Annotated in this window: 12 protein-coding genes and 1 tRNA gene; 8 read left to right on the top strand and 5 right to left on the bottom strand. The window is 65.5% G+C overall.

What is annotated here, in order from left to right:
- Window positions 1–46: 46 nt before the first annotated feature.
- The 4 genes from G7Y85_RS12435 to G7Y85_RS12450 all read left to right on the top strand — a co-directional run bounded on the left by G7Y85_RS12435 (window position 47) and on the right by G7Y85_RS12450 (window position 2,377).
- A tRNA-Ile gene (locus G7Y85_RS12435) sits at window positions 47–123 on the top strand.
- Window positions 124–579: 456 nt separating this feature from the next.
- Complete coding sequence (locus G7Y85_RS12440; RefSeq protein WP_166257343.1) at window positions 580–939, top strand: type II toxin-antitoxin system RelE/ParE family toxin; 360 nt, start codon at window positions 580–582, stop codon at window positions 937–939.
- 5 nt (window positions 940–944) lie between these two features.
- A complete protein-coding gene (locus tag G7Y85_RS12445) occupies window positions 945–1,259 on the top strand; it encodes a helix-turn-helix domain-containing transcriptional regulator (RefSeq protein ID WP_166257346.1) in 315 nt (104 codons plus the stop codon).
- A gap of 509 nt (window positions 1,260–1,768) precedes the next feature.
- Window positions 1,769–2,377, top strand: coding sequence for a GDSL-type esterase/lipase family protein (locus tag G7Y85_RS12450; protein WP_166257349.1), 609 nt, complete (start codon window positions 1,769–1,771; stop codon window positions 2,375–2,377).
- Between the two features lie 6 nt (window positions 2,378–2,383).
- Here G7Y85_RS12450 and G7Y85_RS12455 read toward each other — a convergent pair whose 3' ends face one another.
- Together G7Y85_RS12455 and G7Y85_RS12460 are read right to left on the bottom strand one after the other, a co-directional pair.
- The gene (locus G7Y85_RS12455) at window positions 2,384–4,927 is read right to left on the bottom strand and encodes a beta-mannosidase (RefSeq protein WP_166257352.1); all 2,544 of its coding nucleotides are present in this window, start codon (window positions 4,925–4,927) and stop codon (window positions 2,384–2,386) included.
- 30 nt (window positions 4,928–4,957) lie between these two features.
- Window positions 4,958–5,590, bottom strand: a complete 633-nt coding sequence (locus G7Y85_RS12460; RefSeq protein WP_166257355.1) for a TetR/AcrR family transcriptional regulator — start codon at window positions 5,588–5,590, stop codon at window positions 4,958–4,960.
- A gap of 207 nt (window positions 5,591–5,797) precedes the next feature.
- On the opposite strand from G7Y85_RS12460, the gene G7Y85_RS12465 reads away from it, so the two are divergent.
- From G7Y85_RS12465 to G7Y85_RS12480, 4 genes are read left to right on the top strand one after another with little or no spacing between them, the layout of a single operon-like run.
- Window positions 5,798–8,290 (top strand): TonB-dependent receptor, encoded by a 2,493-nt coding sequence (locus G7Y85_RS12465; RefSeq protein WP_166257358.1) that lies wholly within the window; start codon window positions 5,798–5,800, stop codon window positions 8,288–8,290.
- Window positions 8,290–10,812 (top strand): glycoside hydrolase family 2 protein, encoded by a 2,523-nt coding sequence (locus G7Y85_RS12470; RefSeq protein ID WP_166257361.1) that lies wholly within the window; start codon window positions 8,290–8,292, stop codon window positions 10,810–10,812. The genes G7Y85_RS12465 and G7Y85_RS12470 overlap by 1 nt, the downstream gene beginning before the upstream one ends.
- Window positions 10,809–12,236 carry an MFS transporter gene (locus G7Y85_RS12475; protein WP_166257364.1) on the top strand — a complete coding sequence of 476 codons (1,428 nt, stop codon included), beginning with the start codon at window positions 10,809–10,811 and terminating at the stop codon, window positions 12,234–12,236. The genes G7Y85_RS12470 and G7Y85_RS12475 overlap by 4 nt, the downstream gene beginning before the upstream one ends.
- Window positions 12,223–13,830: an alpha/beta hydrolase-fold protein gene (locus G7Y85_RS12480; protein WP_166257367.1), complete on the top strand. Its 1,608-nt coding sequence runs from the start codon at window positions 12,223–12,225 to the stop codon at window positions 13,828–13,830. Before G7Y85_RS12475 ends, G7Y85_RS12480 begins: the two co-directional genes overlap by 14 nt.
- Before the next feature lie 16 nt (window positions 13,831–13,846).
- On the opposite strand, the gene G7Y85_RS12485 is transcribed toward G7Y85_RS12480, so the two are convergent.
- The 3 genes from G7Y85_RS12485 to G7Y85_RS12495 all read right to left on the bottom strand — a co-directional run bounded on the left by G7Y85_RS12485 (window position 13,847) and on the right by G7Y85_RS12495 (window position 17,990).
- Window positions 13,847–15,403, bottom strand: a complete 1,557-nt coding sequence (locus tag G7Y85_RS12485; RefSeq protein WP_166257370.1) for a phosphoethanolamine transferase — start codon at window positions 15,401–15,403, stop codon at window positions 13,847–13,849.
- Between the two features lie 15 nt (window positions 15,404–15,418).
- Window positions 15,419–16,837 (bottom strand): hypothetical protein, encoded by a 1,419-nt coding sequence (locus G7Y85_RS12490; RefSeq protein ID WP_166257373.1) that lies wholly within the window; start codon window positions 16,835–16,837, stop codon window positions 15,419–15,421.
- Between the two features lie 475 nt (window positions 16,838–17,312).
- Entirely contained in the window at window positions 17,313–17,990 is a 678-nt protein-coding gene (locus G7Y85_RS12495; protein WP_166257375.1) for a TetR/AcrR family transcriptional regulator, read from the bottom strand.
- Window positions 17,991–18,006: the final 16 nt, after the last annotated feature.

Here is an 18,006-nt window from a genome sequence, read left to right on the forward strand (position 1 = left end):
GCTGCGGCAGAAGGCACGCTTGGATTAAGATGGCGGCCCGCCGCGCGGGCCTATAGCTCAATTGGTTAGAGCAGAAGACTCATAATCTTTTGGTTCCAGGTTCAAGTCCTGGTGGGCCCACCAAAATGTCGCAACTCATTGTTTTTAATGAGTCGTTACCCATAAGTTAGGCGGAAAACTCAGCTTATGGGTGAATAGACGATCGGGCGGTTTATGGGTGAACGGACAAAGTAAGTCTTGGCGCACATGGCACCGTTCTATGCTTCCAGCACAGCATGATGTGTGGCCGACGACCGAGTATCGTCTGGCCACCATCCCGATCAGCGTGTGGCAGATGCCTTCCGCCGCCTCGTCAAAGCTGCCGGTGCTGTCGGTTTGCCCCGCCCCGACTAAGCCGGGGCGACGAAAGCTCACAAAGCGCTGGTCTGTCACGAAGGGAGCCCCGGATTCCAAATCCGCCTGCTACTGAACACGGGGGGACGTCGGGTAGGCCGTAATGACGAGGGCACAGTGCATGACGCGTACTGAGGGGCTGAGGAATAGCCTTCCCGTAAAGTAACTTATTTGTTACCATAGACAATGAAGATCAAGGTTGAGGAGTACATCCGGCCCGACGGCCGCTCGCCGTATGCCGAATGGTTCGACGACCTTGATGTGCAGGCCGCCGCCAAGGTGTCTGTGGCCAAGCTGCGCATGGAGATGGGCAACACCTCCAACGTGAAGTGGTTTGAGGGAATCGGCGAATGCCGGATCGACTGGGGTCCGGGTTACCGCATCTATCTCGCCCACTATGGAGAAACGCTCATCGTGCTGTATGGCGGGGGCACCAAGCGAACGCAGACCAAGGACATCGCTACAGCGAAGACGCTGCATGCGGAGTACAAGGCCCGGAAACAGGCAGCGGCAAAGCCTAAGGCCAAGCCCGGCAGGACGAGGTAAAAGCGATGGCACTCACACGAGACTTCAAGCAAACCGTGGTCAGCCGCGTGCAGCGCGATCCGAAGTTCGCCAAGGCACTGCTCGATGAAGCGGCAGGGCTCATGCTGAGTGGCGAGCCTGAAACCGCGCGACTCGTCCTGCGCGATCTGGTCAATGCCACCATCGGCTTTGAAGCACTGGCGAGCGAAACCCACAAGCCGGCCAAGAGCCTGCACCGCATGCTGTCAGCACATGGCAACCCCAGCATGGACAGCCTCTCCGCGATCTTCTCCGCGGTTCAGCAGAAGATCGGGACGAAGGTACGCGTCGTCCACGTGTAAGCAGCAAGCAGGGAATCCCGTCCGCGATCCGGCGCTGCCCTGTTCTTCTCGCAAAAATTCCCTATTAGGCCGAATAGGGAATTTCTTCGCAACCCACGGTATTTATTTAATTTTTTGACGTGGCCGCACGTTGGAAGAGCCGGAATCGCTGGAATTCCCTGTTTATTTCCCTGTTAGCAGCGAATTCCAGCCGAGCTGGGTTCGCTGAAGACTGACAACACCACCACTCAATCGTCGCCAAAGGCCGACGCTTGCGGACAACCAGGGCTTGATACGCGAGCATTCGCGGCTGGAAGCAACGATGGCGCCGGCAACACGGTGATCAGCGGTCGCGTCGGCAGCGCGCCACCCCATTCCGACGGCGGTTTCGTTGCGACCTGCCCGGACAATCTATACATTATGTATTCCATTTGCCGCGTGCATGGACGTCGACGCGTGCACCCCGCAGCGGCGATGCGCATCGCCGCCCCGTGCTTCTCAAACCCGTTTCTGACAAATCGCAAACGACCATGCAAAGACTGATCGCCTTCCTGTTCGAGCGCCTGTTCCGGAAAGTCCGCCTCGCGTGGTGCAGCAGCATCGAGGCAGCTGCGGTTCCGGGCATCGGCGGGATTGCATTCGTCGGCGACAGCATCACCCACAACGGTCGCTGGGATCTGATCTTTCCGCACGCCGCCACGCGCAACTTCGGCATCAACGGCGACCGCACCGACCAGGTGTTGAGCCGGCTGGACCCGGTGATCCGCATCGATCCGAGCAAGATCTTCGTGCTGATCGGCACCAACGACCTCGGCCAGGGTGTGGACATGGAGACCATCGTTGCCAATCTGGAGCAGATGCTCGAGAAGCTGGGGACGGCCCTGCCTGATTGCACGATCTACCTGCAGACCGTCATGCCGCGCGCCGCGAAGTTCGCGGCCAGGATCCGGGCCCTCAATGCCCGTTACGCGCAGATCGCAGAGCGGCGCGGGCTGGTCCTCGTCGATCTGTACCCGGCGTTCGACGACGGCGGCGGCAAGATGCGCAGCGAATTCACCTACGACGATCTGCATCTGAATGGCGCCGGCTACACGCACTGGCGCGACGTGCTGGCGCCGCATGTACCGGATCGGCGCTGAGAACGCTCAGTCGGCGGCGCGCGGGAGCTGTGTTTCGTTCCAGCAGGTGACGGCAAGTTCGCACGGCGATATCGGTCCGTGCGGATCGGTCACGATCACGTCCCGCACTTCGCCGGCTCGCAGATCGAAGTAGTTGTCGCTGTACCGCATCCCGGGGCGCTCGACGACAAGCTGGACAAACAACAGATAGGCGTCGGCGGCAAGCCGGACATGCAGGCTGCAGGGTCCGGACTGCACGACGTCGAGCCGGGGTTTCGCGCCGGCAGCAAGCTGAAGCGACTTGATCGGCGCCAGCATCAGGCGGTTCGCCGGGAACAATCCGTCCGGCGAGTGCACACACAGGGCGCGGTCGCGCGCGCCGGTCGGCGCGTGACCGCGCCAGACCACGGTGCTGCAGTTCGCCGGCACGTCGACCTGCAGCGACACGGACGCTTCGCAAGCGCCCTGCAGGCGAACCAAATCGATCTGCACCGCCCCCGACACGGCGGACAAGCCGTCGTTGACGATCCACAGCTCCGCGGTGTCGTCGGCCAGCGGCTTGAACGAGGCGAGCACGGGCGCGTACGCACGCGCGACGGCGTGGAATCCGGCCTTGCCGGTGCCGTCGTAGTCGATCAGGCTCCAGCTCACGCAGGGCCAGCAGTCGTTGTACTGCCAGATCAGCGTGCCGGAGCAATGCGGTTTGCGCCGACGGAAATGTTCGAGCCCGAACTTCAGTCCTTCGGCCTGCGTCAGCATCGTGAAGTCGACGTATTGCTGCAGCGTCGCCGGCATACCGACAAGCGGCTCCATCAGCGCATCGATCTTGTTTTTCGGATCGTCCTTGATCCGGTTGAGGAAGGCCGCGCTGTCCAGGCGCAGGTCGTCTGCATCCAGCCAGCGTCGCAACGTGGTCATTGCCGGTCCGGCGTGGATGCCGAATTCGCTGATGAAGCGCCCGCTGTTCTCCGCGTAGCGTCGGTAGTCGACACCGGAGGGGCTGCGATCGATGCGCCCGGCAAAGTCCCGGTCCGGCACCGGCGGCAGACCGTGCCAGACGGTCCAGTCGTGCACATCGCCGGCACGCATGCTGTTGGCACTCGGCCCGCCACTCGGGCTGCCCGGCCAGTACGCCGTATGCGGATCAAGCTCGGCGAGCGCTTCGGGGAGCAGTCGGTCGTAGTACAGCGCGCCGGGCAGCGGCGCAACACGGCCGCTGATGTGATCCGCCATGAACTGGAACAGCTGACACTCATTGTTGCCGCACCACAGCGCCAGCGACGGGTGGTGGCGCAGACGTCGTACCTGGTCACGCACTTCCTGTTGCACGCTTGCAACGAAGCGCGGATCGTCTTCGGGATAGGCGGCGCAGGCGAACATGAAATCCTGCCAGACCAGCAGCCCCAGTTCGTCGCAGAGCGAGTAGAACGCATCGTGTTCGTAGATGCCACCACCCCAGACGCGCAGCATGTTCATGTTGGCGCGCAGCGCGGATTCCAGCAGCTCGCGATAACGGGGCGGCCCGAGCGTACCGACGAAGGAGTCGGCCGGAATCCAGTTCGCGCCGCGCGCGAAGATCGGCACGCCGTTCAGCACGAAACGGAAGAAATCGGTACCGGCTTCCTGCGCGTCGGCTGATGTATCGAGCGTCAGGGTGCGGATGCCGACCGCGCGCTGCTGAACGTCGAGCCGCGTGTCGCCGTCGAAGAGTTCGGCCTTCAGCGTGTAGAGCGGCTGCGCACCGAGATCGCTCGTCCACCATCGCTGTGGCGCGGTCACGATCAGAACCGCCTCTGTTGCCTGAACAGGGTCCAGCGTCCGGCGTGCCGCCAGCGCACCGTCGGGCGCCAGCAGCTGGAGTTCGCAGCGCAGCACGGGAGATCCCGGCGCGCATGAAAGCTCGAAGCCGGCGCTGACCTCGGCCAGCGCCTCGCTCGCGGCCAGCGTGGCAAAGCTCAGCGCCTCGATCCGCGCCTTGCGCCAGCGCTCGATCCGTACCGCCTTCCAGACACCGACCGTCGGCAGGTTCGGCCCCCAATCCCATCCCCAGCCGAACTGGGCCTTGCGCATGAGATTGCGCTTCATGTCCGCCATGCCGGTGAACAGCTGGCCCCAGTTGTTGAGCTCGCGCGCCGGAACATCGGCCGGCGAGAAGACCACGGTCAACACATTGCGGCCGTCCTTCGACAGATGGCGGCCGACCTCGAAGCGGTAGCGGCGGAACATGTTGTCGCAACACCCCAGCCGTTCGCCGTTGAGGTGAATCGTCGCGAAGGTATCGAGACCGTCGAACACGAGTTCGACCTGTTCGCCCGGCTCCGCTCGCGGACAGGTGAAGGTGCTGCGCCACCACCACTCGCGCGTCGCGACCCACGCCGCGTCGCATTCCTGGTTTCCGCGGAACGGGTCGGCGAGCCGGCCGACGGCCATCAGGGCCGCGTGCGTGTCGCCCGGCGCGGAGGCGGTGACCCAGCCGGATTCGGTCGTCGGCGCGGATATCGCGCACGAGGCAGCACCGGCGCCCGGATCGAAATCCCTGATCCGCCACTGCTCGAGGGCTTCGGTCTGCATGCGATGGCGGCGTCGTCGGCGCAGGCCGCCTCAGGCCTTGCGGGGCCTGAAGGCGATGCCGTTGAACAAGGCGACGAGATCGCCGGCCTTGACGATGTGTCGCCGGGTCTGGAATTCCACCGTCGACAGACCGTTGAGATGTGCGACGACATGCGAAGCGATGATCTCGGGCGTGGCGCGCAGACGATCGCCGGGATCGAGCCTGGACGCGCGGATCGCGTCGGCGAAATCCTTGATGATCTCGTCGGCCCCCCTGCGCAGCTTTTCGGCAATGTCGGGACGACTCAGGGCGATCACCTGCACGACGTAGAAGAGACTTTCTGCTCCGTGGCCTGCGTCGCTGTGGGTCGACACCAGCCTGGCGAGCTGCTCGAGATTGCGGCGCAAGGAAACGTTCGGCCGGATCACGCCGAGCATCGTCTGCTTCAGCTCCGTGACGAACGTGCGGCTCAGTTCGTAATAGAGATTCTGCTTGTCGCCGAACAACGAATTGATCGGCATGCGCGAAATGCCGGCCTGCTCGGCCACGCCTTCCATGGTGGCCGACTCGTAGCCCTTTTCGCAGAAGACGATCCAGGCCGCCTCCAGAATCTGCGCAGTGCGGACCTCCCGCTGCTGTGCGCGATTGAGACGGGTCCGCTTCTTGATGGCGCTCTTGAACATGCTGCTCGAAACCGGTCGCGATGGTCGGCGCACTATAGGTCACGAAAAAACAATACACAATGAATAAATATCGGATTCGTTTGTATTTCGCCTTGCCGGTATTGCGTGCCGAGACAAACATGCGCTATAGATATAAATACAAAATGTATAAATACCGATTTCGTTTTTTTGCGACGGATCGGCATGAGCGGCAGGCGAGGAGAAGCCATGAAGTCGATCGTCGGGGTACTGTTGCGTGTGGGCGGTGCGATTGCGCTGCTGTCGTCGAGCGCGGTCGCGTGGGCCGGCCCGGATCCGGCCGGCTCTGCCGGCGATGCCTCGAGCGCGGAAGCGATGCCGTCGGCCGACCCCGCGGCGCCCGTCGGATCGCCGACGTCCGCAGCCCCGACGGCGGTGATCGCGGTGCCCGGGCCACAGACCCAGACCGCGGAAGCGCCGCAAGCCGCAGCCGCGTCGGCGGTGACGCCCTCGGGCAGCGAAATTCCGGAAGTCATCGTGACGGCGAACTTTCGTGCCGAGAATATCCAGGACGTCAGCGGCAGCACCCAGAGCTTCAGCGGTGCCGATCTCGACAAGTCCGGCGCCGCCGGCATGCAGGACTACCTGTTGCAGGTGCCGAGCGTCTCCCTGCAGCCATCGGGCAACGGCATGATGAAGATCGCGATGCGCGGCGTCTCGAACATCAACGCCACCGATCTCGGCTTCAATGACGGCTCGCCGACGGTCGGCGTCTACCTCAACGACGTCGCCATCCAGGGGTCGGGCGTTTTTCCAGATTTGCGCATCTTCGATCTCGACCGCATCGAAGTCCTGAAGGGGCCGCAGGGTACGCTGTACGGCGAAGGGTCGATGGGCGGCGCGATCAAGATGGTCACCGTGGCGCCGGACCCGAACAACTGGGCGTTTCGCACCGACGGCATGTATTCGTGGACTGCGGGCGGCGCACCGAACCACGAGCTTCGCGCCGCGGTCAACGTCCCGCTGATCAACGATACCCTCGGCGCCCGTATCGTCGGCACGACCCGCCACGAAGGCGGCTTCGTCGACTACACCGACCTCGATCGTCCGGACGCGAACGTCGACCGCTCGGACTCGCTGCGCAGCATCCTGAGCTGGAGCCCCCTCGACGGCCTCGACCTCGGTTACATGTTTCTCTACAACTACGACGACCGCGACCAGTTCCCGGTGGTGGACGTCGGCAGCCAGAAGGAGATGACGAATTCCCAGCCCGAGAACCAGTACGCCCTCACCCGCTTCACCATCAATTCGCTGACCGCCAAGGTCGAGCTTCCGTTCGCGAGCCTGGTCTCGGTGTCGTCGTTCTTCCAGACTTTCCGCGACGACCAGCGCAAAGTGCCGTTCGTGCAGACCCTGATCGACCAGGAGTTCGGCATGCTGAACCTGACGCCGCCGACCCTGTTCGGCAATTCGCCGACACGCATCGTCACCGACCTGCATTCGTTTTCGCAGGAGTTGCGCCTGGTATCGAGCGGTGAGCACACGGTCGACTGGATTGCCGGCGCGTTTTTCCGCACTCGCAAGCAGGATTTCGAGCTGTGGGAATACGAGAACAGCATTCCCGACGTCAGCGCGCTCGACAATCTGCTCGCGCTGACCGGACTCGAGGGCCTGAACCTGCTGTCGCCGCTGCAGGAGCATGGCGTCGGCTCCGAGAAGTTCCGGCAGATCGCGCTGTACGGCGAGGCGACCTGGAACCTGATCCCGTCGGTCCTGACCATCACCGGCGGCCTGCGCTTCTATCGCGAAGTGTTCGACTTTGCCGACGACACGCAGTACTACGGCATCCAGGCCCTGCTGATCGGCCTCAGTCCGCAGAACATCGACCTGAGCGACGGCAGCATCAGGACCGGTCTCGACACCACGCTGATCGCCAGCGGCGTGCTGCCCAAGCTGTCCATCGGCTGGCACGTCACCGACGATCAGCTGCTCTATTTCACCGTCAGCCGCGGCTTTCGTTCCGGCATGGCGAACACCGGCGCGGGCTCGGACAACGGGCCGCCCGTGGTACAGCCGGATACGGTCTGGAACCGCGAGCTCGGGTACAAGGGAACGTGGCGCGAGCAGGGCCTGATCACCAACCTGTCGCTGTTCGACATTGCCTGGGACCAGCTGCAGGGCACGCTGGAAGGCAATGCCAAGTTCGGCCCGGTGTCGGTACCGTTCCCCTACGTGGCCAATGCCGGCAACGCGAGGATTCTCGGCGCCGAAGCGAACGTCACCTGGGCCGCGACCTCATTCATGATCCTGTCGCTCAACGGCGGTTACAACTACGGCGTACTCACCGATCCGAAGGACGGCAGCAATGCCGTACCGCACAGCCTCATACCCAACACACCGCGCTATACAGGCAGCGGCACGGTCACCGTGAACTACCCTTTGCCGGATGATCTGGCGCTCGATTTCTCGACCACCTACACCTATACCGGCAAGCAGCTCACGACGTTTCGCGTGCGTACCACCTCGACGCTGGGCAAGGTCGAAGACAGCGACGGCCTGCCGATCGATGCCTACGGCCTGTTGAAGGTCTCGCTCGGACTGAGCCGCGGCACGTTTCACGCACAGCTGTTCTGCGACAACCTGAGCAACCGTCACGCGATCATCGGCATCTCGGCGCCCATTCCGCAGTACACCATCGTGACGCCACGCGTCGTCGGGCTTCGCGCGAGCTACGACTTCTGATGACCGCGCTCCCGCTGGGTGAATGGGAAATCCTCGATCTGCCTCCCGGCGCCGGCGTGTGCGCGGAGCTGGCCGGGCGCCCTGACGGCTGGATCCGCTGCCCGGCGCCGGGCGACACCTACCTCGCGCTGCACGAGGCCGGCCGCCTCGCGCATCCGCTGGCCGATGAGAACGAGGTGGACTGCGCCTGGGTCAAGGACCGGGAGTGGTGGTGGCGCACGACGTTCGCCGCAGCGCCGGCCGCCGCGAACGAACGCGTGCTGCTCGATTTCGCGGGTCTCGATACCTATGCCGACATCTGGCTCGACGGCGAGCGGCTCGGCAGCAGCGACAACATGTTCGTTGCGGCACGCTTCGACGTCGGCCGGCATCTTCGCGACGGCGCGCAACATGTGCTGCTCGTGCGTTTCACGCCGCCGGCCGTGGCGGCAGCCGACAAGTCGATGCCGTCCTGGCCGATTGCCGATCCGATCCGGGAATCGAAGCGGAACTTTCATCGCAAGGCACAGTTCGGCTGGGGCTGGGACTGGGGCCCGCAGCTGCCCACCGTCGGCATCTGGCAAGCGGCAAGGCTGATCCGCCAGCGCATCGCCGCCATCGACGACGTCGGCTTTTCCACCATCGCCGCGGATGCCGATGCCGCGGAAGTCGCTGTCACGGTGTCGCTCGATGTCTTCGCCGCGGGCGCCGCAGCGGTGACCGTGCACGCCAGGCTCGTCGCGCCCGATGGCAACTGCGTCGCCGAGGCCAGGCTCGACGACGGCGATCGACATGCGACGCTTCACGTCGATCGGCCGCAGCTGTGGTGGACCCCGGAGCTTGGCGCGTCGGTGCTGCATCGCCTGGAAGTGACGGCGTGGTGCGGCGACGCCCTTGTCGATTCGAGCGTTCTGCAGGTCGGCATCCGCCGCATCGAACTCGACACCTCGCCGGACCCGGGCGAGCCGGGATGCGACTTCTTCCGCTTCGTGCTGAACGGCGTCCCGCTGTTCGCGCGCGGCACCAACTGGATTCCGGCGAGTTCGTTCGTCGGCGCGGTCGGTGCCGCGGATTACACGGCACGGTTGCAGTCCGTCGTCGACGCCAACATGAACATGGTGCGCGTCTGGGGCGGCGGCGTCTACGAGGGCGACGCGTTCTACGAGACCTGCGACCGGCTCGGCCTGCTGGTCTGGCAGGACTTCATGTTTGCCAGCGCGCCCTACCCCGATCACGACGAGGATTTCGTTCGCAAGGTTCGCGAGGAGGTGGCGCACCAGGTCCGCCGCCTGCGCCATCACGCCAGCCTTGCCCTGTGGTGCGGTAACAACGAATGCCAGTGCGCGCACGAGCTGCTGGACTACATGGCCGGAACCACGACGCCCTACGCTGGCGAGTCGCTGTTCGCCGAGATCATTCCCTCGATCCTGCAGCGGCTCGACCCGGCGACGCCGTACTGGCCGAGCAGTCCCTATGGCGGCCCGATGCTCAACAGCATGCGCAGCGGCGACGTCCACAACTGGACGGTCTGGCACGGCCTGCCGCCGATCCCGGACGACACGCCGGTGGGCGAGTTCAAGCGATCGCCCGCCACGGTGCAGTACTCGCGCTACGCCGAAGACCGCGCGCGCTTCGTCAGCGAGTTCGGCATCCAGGCGAGCCCGGCGCGCAGCACGCTGGCGCGATGGGTTGCACCCGAACGCCTGTCACTCGACAGCCCCGCGTTCCTCAATCGCATCAAGGATCACCCCAAGGACAAGATCAACGCGATGCTGCTGCCGATGACCGGCCTGCCGGCCGATCTCGACCAGTACGTCGAATTCACCCAGCTCGTGCAGGCGGAGGGGCTGAAGTTCGGCATCGAGCACTATCGCCGGCGCAAGCCGCATTGCTCGGGCACCCTGATCTGGCAGCACAACGACTGCTGGCCCGGTGTCAGCTGGAGCCTGATCGACCACGACGGCGTGCGAAAGGCGAGTTGGTATTACGTTGCCCGCGCCTATGCGCCGCTGATGGCGGCGTTCAGGCCGCTTGACGGCGGCGAGGTCGAGCTGTGGGTGACCAACGACACGCTTGGCGCGGTGCAGGTCGAAGCGACCGTATCGCTGCTGCGGCTCGACGGCATACCGCTGTGGCGGCGCGAGATCGCCGCCACGGTAGCCGGCAACGCCGCGGGCATGGTCTGGCGCATCGACCGTGCGACGCTCGCCGCGTCGGCCGAGCATGTTCTGGTCGTGCGCAGTCCGCAGTTCCCCGCGAACCGCCTGCTGTTCGCACCGTTCAAGAACCTTGCGTTGTCGCCGGCCGATCCGACGCTCCGGCTGCGACCGCTCGCCGGCGGCGGCATCGAAGCCGTGCTCGAGGGCCGCGGCTACCATCATTTCGTGCACCTGCTCGTGCAGGACGCAAGCGCCCGCTTCAGCGACAACTATTTCGATCTGTGCGCCGGCGAGACGCGAACCATCGAGATCACCGCGCAGCACCCCTTGCACCTCGACGACGTCTGCCTGCGCGCATTCCACCCCAAGGCAGGGGGACCATGAGCGACGAGATCGCTGCGAGCCGCACCCGGATTTCCGTGCCCGTCAAGCTCGCCTACGGGCTGGGCTCGGTCGCGTTCGGCATCAAGGATCATGGCTTCAGTGCACTGCTGATGCTGTACTACAACCAGGTCATCGGCCTGCCCGCGTCGTGGGTCGGCGCGGCGATCATGGTGGCAATGATCGTCGATGCCGTCGTCGACCCCCTGATCGGACACTGGTCGGACTCGTTTCGCTCGCGCTGGGGACGGCGCCATCCGTTCATGTACGCCTCCGCGCTTCCGCTTTCACTGGCCTATCTGCTGCTCTGGTCGCCGCCGTCCGTGGACCAGGGCATGCAGTTCGCCTACCTCGTGGTCATGTCCATCCTCGTGCGCATCTCGATCAGCTTCTTCGAGATCCCCAACACGGCGTTGATGAACGAATTCACCAAGGACTACGACGAGCGCACGAGTCTGGCGACCTATCGCACAATGCTCTATGCGATCGGCATGGTCGGCATGGGCGTCGTGACGTTCAAGCTGCTGCTGCGCCCGGATGTCGCCGGCACCGTCGGCCAGCTCAATGCCGCCGGCTACATCGGCTACAGCCATGTTGCCGCGGCCCTCATGCTTGCCTGCGTGATGCTGTCGAGCTGGGGCAGCCACCGGCACGTCGCACGCGTGGCATCGGACATCCCGGCGCAGGAACGCGTCGGCCTCATCGGCTTGTGGCGGGGCCTCGGCGCGATCCTGCTCGATCGCGTCTATTCCAGCGTGCTGCTCTGCTGCTTCTTCTTTGCCGTCGCCACCGGCATGAACACCGCGCTCGGCACTTACTTCAACACCTACTTCTGGCGCATGAGTGCCGACCAGATGGGCACGCTGGCCGCTGCCGCATTCGTCGGCATGCTGCTGGCGCCGCCGACGGCGATGCTGGCACGGCGCTTCGGCAAGAAGAAGGTCGCGATCGGCCTGCTGCTGGTGGCCCTCGCGGCCTGCACCGGCCCGATCGCCATCGTGCTGGTGCTGGGACTGCAGCCGAGCGGAAGCCGCCTGATGGGCTGGCTGATCGTGCAGAGCGTCTTCAGCGTGCAGTGCATCCTCGCGGGCATGATCCTGCTGACCTCGATGGTGGCGGACGTCGGCGAGCATCTGCAGCTGAAGACCGGCCGCCGCATGGAGGGCCTGATGTTCGCGGCGCTGATCATGCTGAACAAGGCGGTTTCCGGGATGGGCGTGTTCACCGCCGGTCTGATGCTTTCCGCCATCCATTTTCCGGAGAAGGCACGACCAGGCGAGGTGGCGGTTCCTCTCATCCACCAGCTCGGCTGGATCTATATCGTCAGCCTGTCGGTACTCTGGCTGCTCGCGGTCCTGTGCCTGCGCTTCTATCCGATCACGCGCGAAGCGCACCTGCGCATGGTGGAGCGGCTTGAGAATTCCTGAGCCGACATCGCTGCACAGCGCCGCGCCGTTCACCCTCGCACTCGACGCGGCGGCCTCGCGACTCGACGGCATCGAACGATTTCCGGCCGCCGAGCTTGGCAGCGCCGGCATCGTGCGGCTGAGCGTGGCGACGCCGACGCGTCGCACCCGCGGGCGTCGCCGCCGTTACCCGCTGCTGATCCTGCTGGACGGCGAAGCGATCTTCGGCTCGGCCGTCGAGATGTCGCGCCTGATGGCGCAAACCCGGGAGCTGCACGAATGCATCGTCCTTGCGATCGACTGCGCCGCTGACGAACGCGAAACCGCTCGGCGCGTGCACGAGCTCCTGCGCTGGAGCGGTGAACGCTATCGCATCGCGGGAAACGACGTCGCGCTGTTCGGCGCCGGGCGTGCCGGCGGGCATGCGATCCACGCGCTGCACCACGTCGCCGGACTGGCGGCGGCGATCGCATCGGCGCCGGCGCATTGCGAATCCGCCGAGCAACAACCGGCGGCCGACGCGCAGACGCGGCGCCTGTTGTTGTACGCGCCCATCGGCTCGTCATGCCGTGCCTTGATCGACGGCATGAACGCCGAGGTGGCAATCAGCCATGCGGCGCCCGGCTGGCCGGTGGCGGACCTGGTGCGCGGCCTGCGCACGCTGTGGAGCACCGGCGTGCAGGGCGGCAAAGGCTACGAGGTCTTCGGCCGGGCCTGGTTGCGCCCGGTGCTGCTCGCCGCGTCCGCGCCCCTGAGCCTCGCGCGGAAATGGCAGGGTCGGCCGCCGAGCGCCGGCAACCCGCACCGTATCCGCTCACGATCACTGGAGCGCGACTTCGAACTGCTCGCCGTACTGCCGGAGCCGCGCGCCGTCGGCCACAGGCATGCGCTTCCGGCGGTGCTCGTGCTCGACGCCAATCTCGAATTCTCCACCGCCGCGGAAGCGGCGCACGCGCTGGCGGCCGCCGGCGTCAGCGACGATGCCGTGGTCGTCGGCATCGGGGTGCCGCGCAGCGAAAGCACCGCCGAGTTCGCGTTTCGCCGCTTCGAGGAATTTTCGCCGCCGTTGGACGGCTATGACTTCAGCGACGGCATGGGCCGCATCATGCGCGGGCTGTTCGCGCTGCGCGGGCAGGACGCACGCGAACGCCTGGGCAAGGCACCGCTGCTCTATCGCTTCCTCTGCGACGAGGTGCTGCCGCTGCTGCATCGGCACTATTGCATCGACCCGCAACGCATCAGCCTGCTCGGCCATTCCGCCGGCGGCGCGTTCAGCTGCTATGCGCTGCTGCAGCAGGACTCGCCATTCTCGGGGTATGCCGGCATCAGTCCGGGCATCGGCATGAGCGGTTTCTGGCTGCGCCGGCAGCTCGCCGCCGGCGCCGCGCCGGCGCCGAGCGCGCGCACGATTGTCCTGTCCATCGGCGAGGAAGAGGACGAGGGCGAGTCGCAGGGCTCGGGCATTTCGCAAACCGCGGAGTTCGCGCGGCAGCTGCGCGCGCGGGCGCGCGCCGAGATCAGCTATCACTGCTACGACGGCGAATCCCATGCCAGCACCTACCCTCGCGCCGTGACGCAGGCACTGCGCAAGCTGCTGGGAAGAGCGGGCGACTGAAGGCCGGCCGACGCCCTCAGGGCTGCGGCGCGATCTTGACGAAGCTGTCGGCGCGATCGAAGAGATCCGAACGGATCGAGAACAGGTCGAGCACGGTATCGAAAACATCGGGCTGGTGATATTCGACACGATCGACGATGTCGATCGGAACCGAGGCCTTGACGATGAGCGGAATGTGCGCCTGCTCTTCCGGCAGCGACACGCCGGGCGGCATGCCATGGAACATCACGCCGTTCTCCATCAGCGACTCGCCGTGGTCCGACAGATACAGAAAGACGTATGGCGCGCCGGAGCGGTCGAGCGTGTGGATGATTTCGCCGACGACATGATCGACGTAGAGAATGGTGTTGTCGTAGGAGTTGTAGATCTGCGCCAGGCTGCACTTGTCCGCGATGTCGGCGTCATTGCAGGTCGGTTCGAAACGCTGGTATTCCGGCGGAATGCGGTCGCGGTAGACCGGTCCGTGACTGCCGCCGCCCAGATGCAGGACCACGAACGAGTATCCCGAGCGATACGTCTGCAGCCTGTTCGCCAGCATGGGGATGACGTCCTCGTCGTAGCAGTGCCCGCCATGTCCGCAGTGATCGACGGGCGTTTCGCCCACCGACGCACAGTTGTCGTACAGGGTGTAGTTGACGTAGCAGGCCGTCGGGATTCCGGCCTTCGAGACGATCTCGGGCAGCGTCACACGGTTCTTGCGCAATATCTCCGGCAAGGCGTAGAGCGTCGAGCCGATGCGCGCCACGCCGTTCAGAACATGCAGTCCGTTCACCTGCCGCAGCGTCGGCGTCGTGTCGTTCCGCTGATAGCCGTAGATGCCGAAATTCTTCTGTCGCGACGACTCGCCGATGGCGAGAACAACCACGAGATTGCCCGGCGACGCGACGGTGGCCGAGAACGTCGGCGGCGCGCGATGAAAGCTCAGGTACGGCGCCAGCGCCTTGCCGGCGGCGCCGATCGCGCCTGACACCACGTTCACCGGAACCAGCGAATAGACGATGTACTTCCTGGAGACATTGCCGGCACGCTGGATGGGATTGCGGTTCAGGTAGAGGCAGGCGGTCGCCAGCGGCAGACTGATGCCGACGATCATCAGCGACGCGATCAGGTAGCGGCCGGAAGACGGAAAGCCGATGTCCGCGCGCAGCACGATCAACACCGGCACGAACACCAGAAACACCGCATAGGGAATCATCTGCGGCGACAACAGCTGCCCGACCTCGGTGCGGTCCGTGTGCCACACGTTCTGGACCATCGAGCTGTCGATCGCGACGTTGTACTTGGCGATGAAGTAGGTCGCGACGGCACTGGCGACCGTCAGCACGATCGCCACCGGCTTGATCGTCCAGCGGTGCGCCAGCAGGGTGAAGAATGCCGTGAACAGGCACAGTCCGGCCAGCAGGTAGGCCGCCAGCGGCAGATAGTCCACACCGCTCCTCGCCGGGAACCACCTGGCGATCTTGTCGATGTTGATCGCGTTGCAGCCGACGTAAAGCGTCGCCGGATAGACGACGCAGAAGGCGGCATGCGAAATGTTGTACTTGCGGTAGAGGCGCGTGGCCATGCTTGTCATCTGCGGTTCCTGCCGTCACTGCTGTGGCGCTGGCAATACGTCACCGGCAGACGATGGTTTCGCCGCCGGCCATGCATCCTTTTCCGCACCGCGGCGCCGGCGCCACCAGAGTCCGCGCAGCAGGGCCAGCCCCCAGACGTAGCTGGCCCAGGAGAATCGCTCCGCCGCGCTCAGCGACGCGTCCAGGTTCCAGAGCATCACCGGCACGGTGGCAATGGTCTGCCAGCCGCTCAGGCTTCCGGCCGGTGGACGCAAGGCCACCACGCTTGTCGCCTGCCTGCCGTCGCGGTGCAACTTGTCTTCGATGGCGCGCGCCAGTTCCGGCGGACGCATGCCCTGCCAGCCCGGCAAGCTCATCAGCGTCCACGCCGCTGCGGTCCGACCCCAGCCGTGATTGTCGGACGCCGCCACCAGCGCAATGTTCATCGTGTCCGCCCATGCCATCAGCGCGTCATGGTACTGCCGTGACTGGCCGAGACCCCGGGGACTGGCATCGCTGATTTCGATGGCCGTCAATCCGGGGATGTCCGGCGGCAGCCGGCTCCGAAGCTCCCGGACGGACTCCGGAACGGTGTAGATCAGGGTCGCGGCACGATGATCGGCGGCGGCGATCGCGGCAAGCGCCGTGCGGTCCAGCTGGCCGCCGCGGAGCGCCGACGCGTAAGTCGACTGCGGCCCCAGCGCGATCACACGCGTGTGTCCGATGCCTGCTTCCATCGCGCTGAGCAGGACCGTGCCGCCGGCGCCCGCAGGCGTTTGCCGATCGGCATCCTTGATGGCGTTCCAGCTTGCGTGGTCGGAGACATAGGCCGCATTGAACCCCGCTGCGGCATGCCATGCCCGGTTGTGTCCGAGGTCGAAGCCCGGCCGGCCGTCGTGCGAGGCGCTGGTATGGCTATGGAAGTCGATCTTCAGAACGTCGGGCGCGTCGACCGCGAGCGCCAGCATCGGCCGTGGTGCCAGAGCGCCGGCGAAGTAGGCGAGCGCAACGGCCAGCGCGGTGATCGCCGCCGGGCGCCGGGCATGGCGCCAAACGGACATCCGGTGCTGCCGCCGGGCAGCGAACAGTGCCCGGAGCAGGATGCCGGCCAGAAGGGTCGCGCACAGCGCCAGATGCTGCGGCAGCGTCAGCAGCGACACGGTATCGAGCAGCCGGCAAACCGGGTCGAGAACCAGGTACGCGGTCGGCAGCACCAGATGAACGCCGGCGCCCACCACAGTCGATGCATCGAGACGTTCGAGCGGGACACGGGTGTGCAGGGCGCCGACGAGAAGCAGAGCGCTGACGGCAGTCGGGACGAGCAGCCCCTGAAGGAACGTCCCCTGCACCCGCAACCGCTGGTCCGGGACCTCATCGTCGGCACTGCGCGCCGCATTCGGCAGGACGATGTCAGGGCGTGCGGCGGACGAATCCGCCGAGCCGGGGCCGACCATGAGCAGCGGCCGGTGCGCACCCCGTGCGAATCTTCGTATGGCCACGATCGGGGGAATGAACAGTAGACGACGGCAGTCGATGGAAGGGCGCGTTCCGCCGTCGCCGGCGTGACACCCCTGCGCCGCGGCAGCAGCCGCGAGAACCGCAGGTCGACGCACGGTAGCGGGCAATACTTAGGGAATACTTATGGCGGCGCCGAAACGCCGCAGTCGACTCCGCACGAGGATCACCGCCTGGGTGCGCCGGGCATTGCCGTCGACCGACGCGCTGCCCCACGGGCTGGCGGCGAAGGGGTTCGCCGGCGCGCAAGATGTTCTCGGCGCACGCGCGGTTGGCACGCGCGCCGGGAGCCACGCCGGTCCTCGACGGCCCGAGGCGGCCGACGACGTCGATCTTGCGGAACGGCAGCGATGGACGGTCGTTCGGCCATCGGCCGCCGTCGCGGCACTCGCGGGTCGACCGACAAGGCGTCGGCTAGGGATCGGCTCGTGAAGACCGCTGCGGCTTGAATGCGGCCGCCAGGAAGATGTCGGCGACATCGCGCTGCTTGGCGAACGACTTGCCGGTCTGAAAACCGACGGTGGACATGCCATTGAGGTGCGCAATGATGTGCGAGGCGATCACTTCCGGCGTCGCGCGCAGGCGGTCACCCTTGTCGAGTGCCGAGCTGCGCACGATGTCGGCGAAATCCGCGAGCACCTCGTTCGCCCGCTGTTTCAGACGCTCGAAGATGTCCGGCCGGCTCAGGGCGATGGTCTGCACGACGAAGAACAGGCCTTCCGGCGCCAGCGTGCTGGCCCTGGGCGGCGTCGGCGCCGAAACCGCGGTCGCGGCCAGCTGCTCCAGCTTTTCGCGCAGCGTCGCCTGCGGACGCAGCGGACTGCGCAAGGCCATGCTCAGATCATCGATGAACTTGCACCAGAGCGCGAAGTAGAGATTCTGCTTGTCGCCGAACAGCGAGTAGACCGGCATGCGCGAAACCCCGGCATACGCGGCGACGTCGTCGATCGTCGTCGCCTCGTAACCCTTCTCGCAGTAAACCGCCCAGGCGGCTTCGAGCAGCTGCCGCGTTCGCGCCTCCCGCTGTTCCGCACGGTTCAGACGCGGCCGTTCCCGCTTCCTCGCATTTGCCTTGAATGTAGGCTGATTCATACAAATTGTATGCGTC

Source organism: Solimonas terrae, assembly GCF_011067135.1.
GTDB classification, from domain to species: Bacteria; Pseudomonadota; Gammaproteobacteria; order Nevskiales; family Nevskiaceae; genus Solimonas; species Solimonas terrae.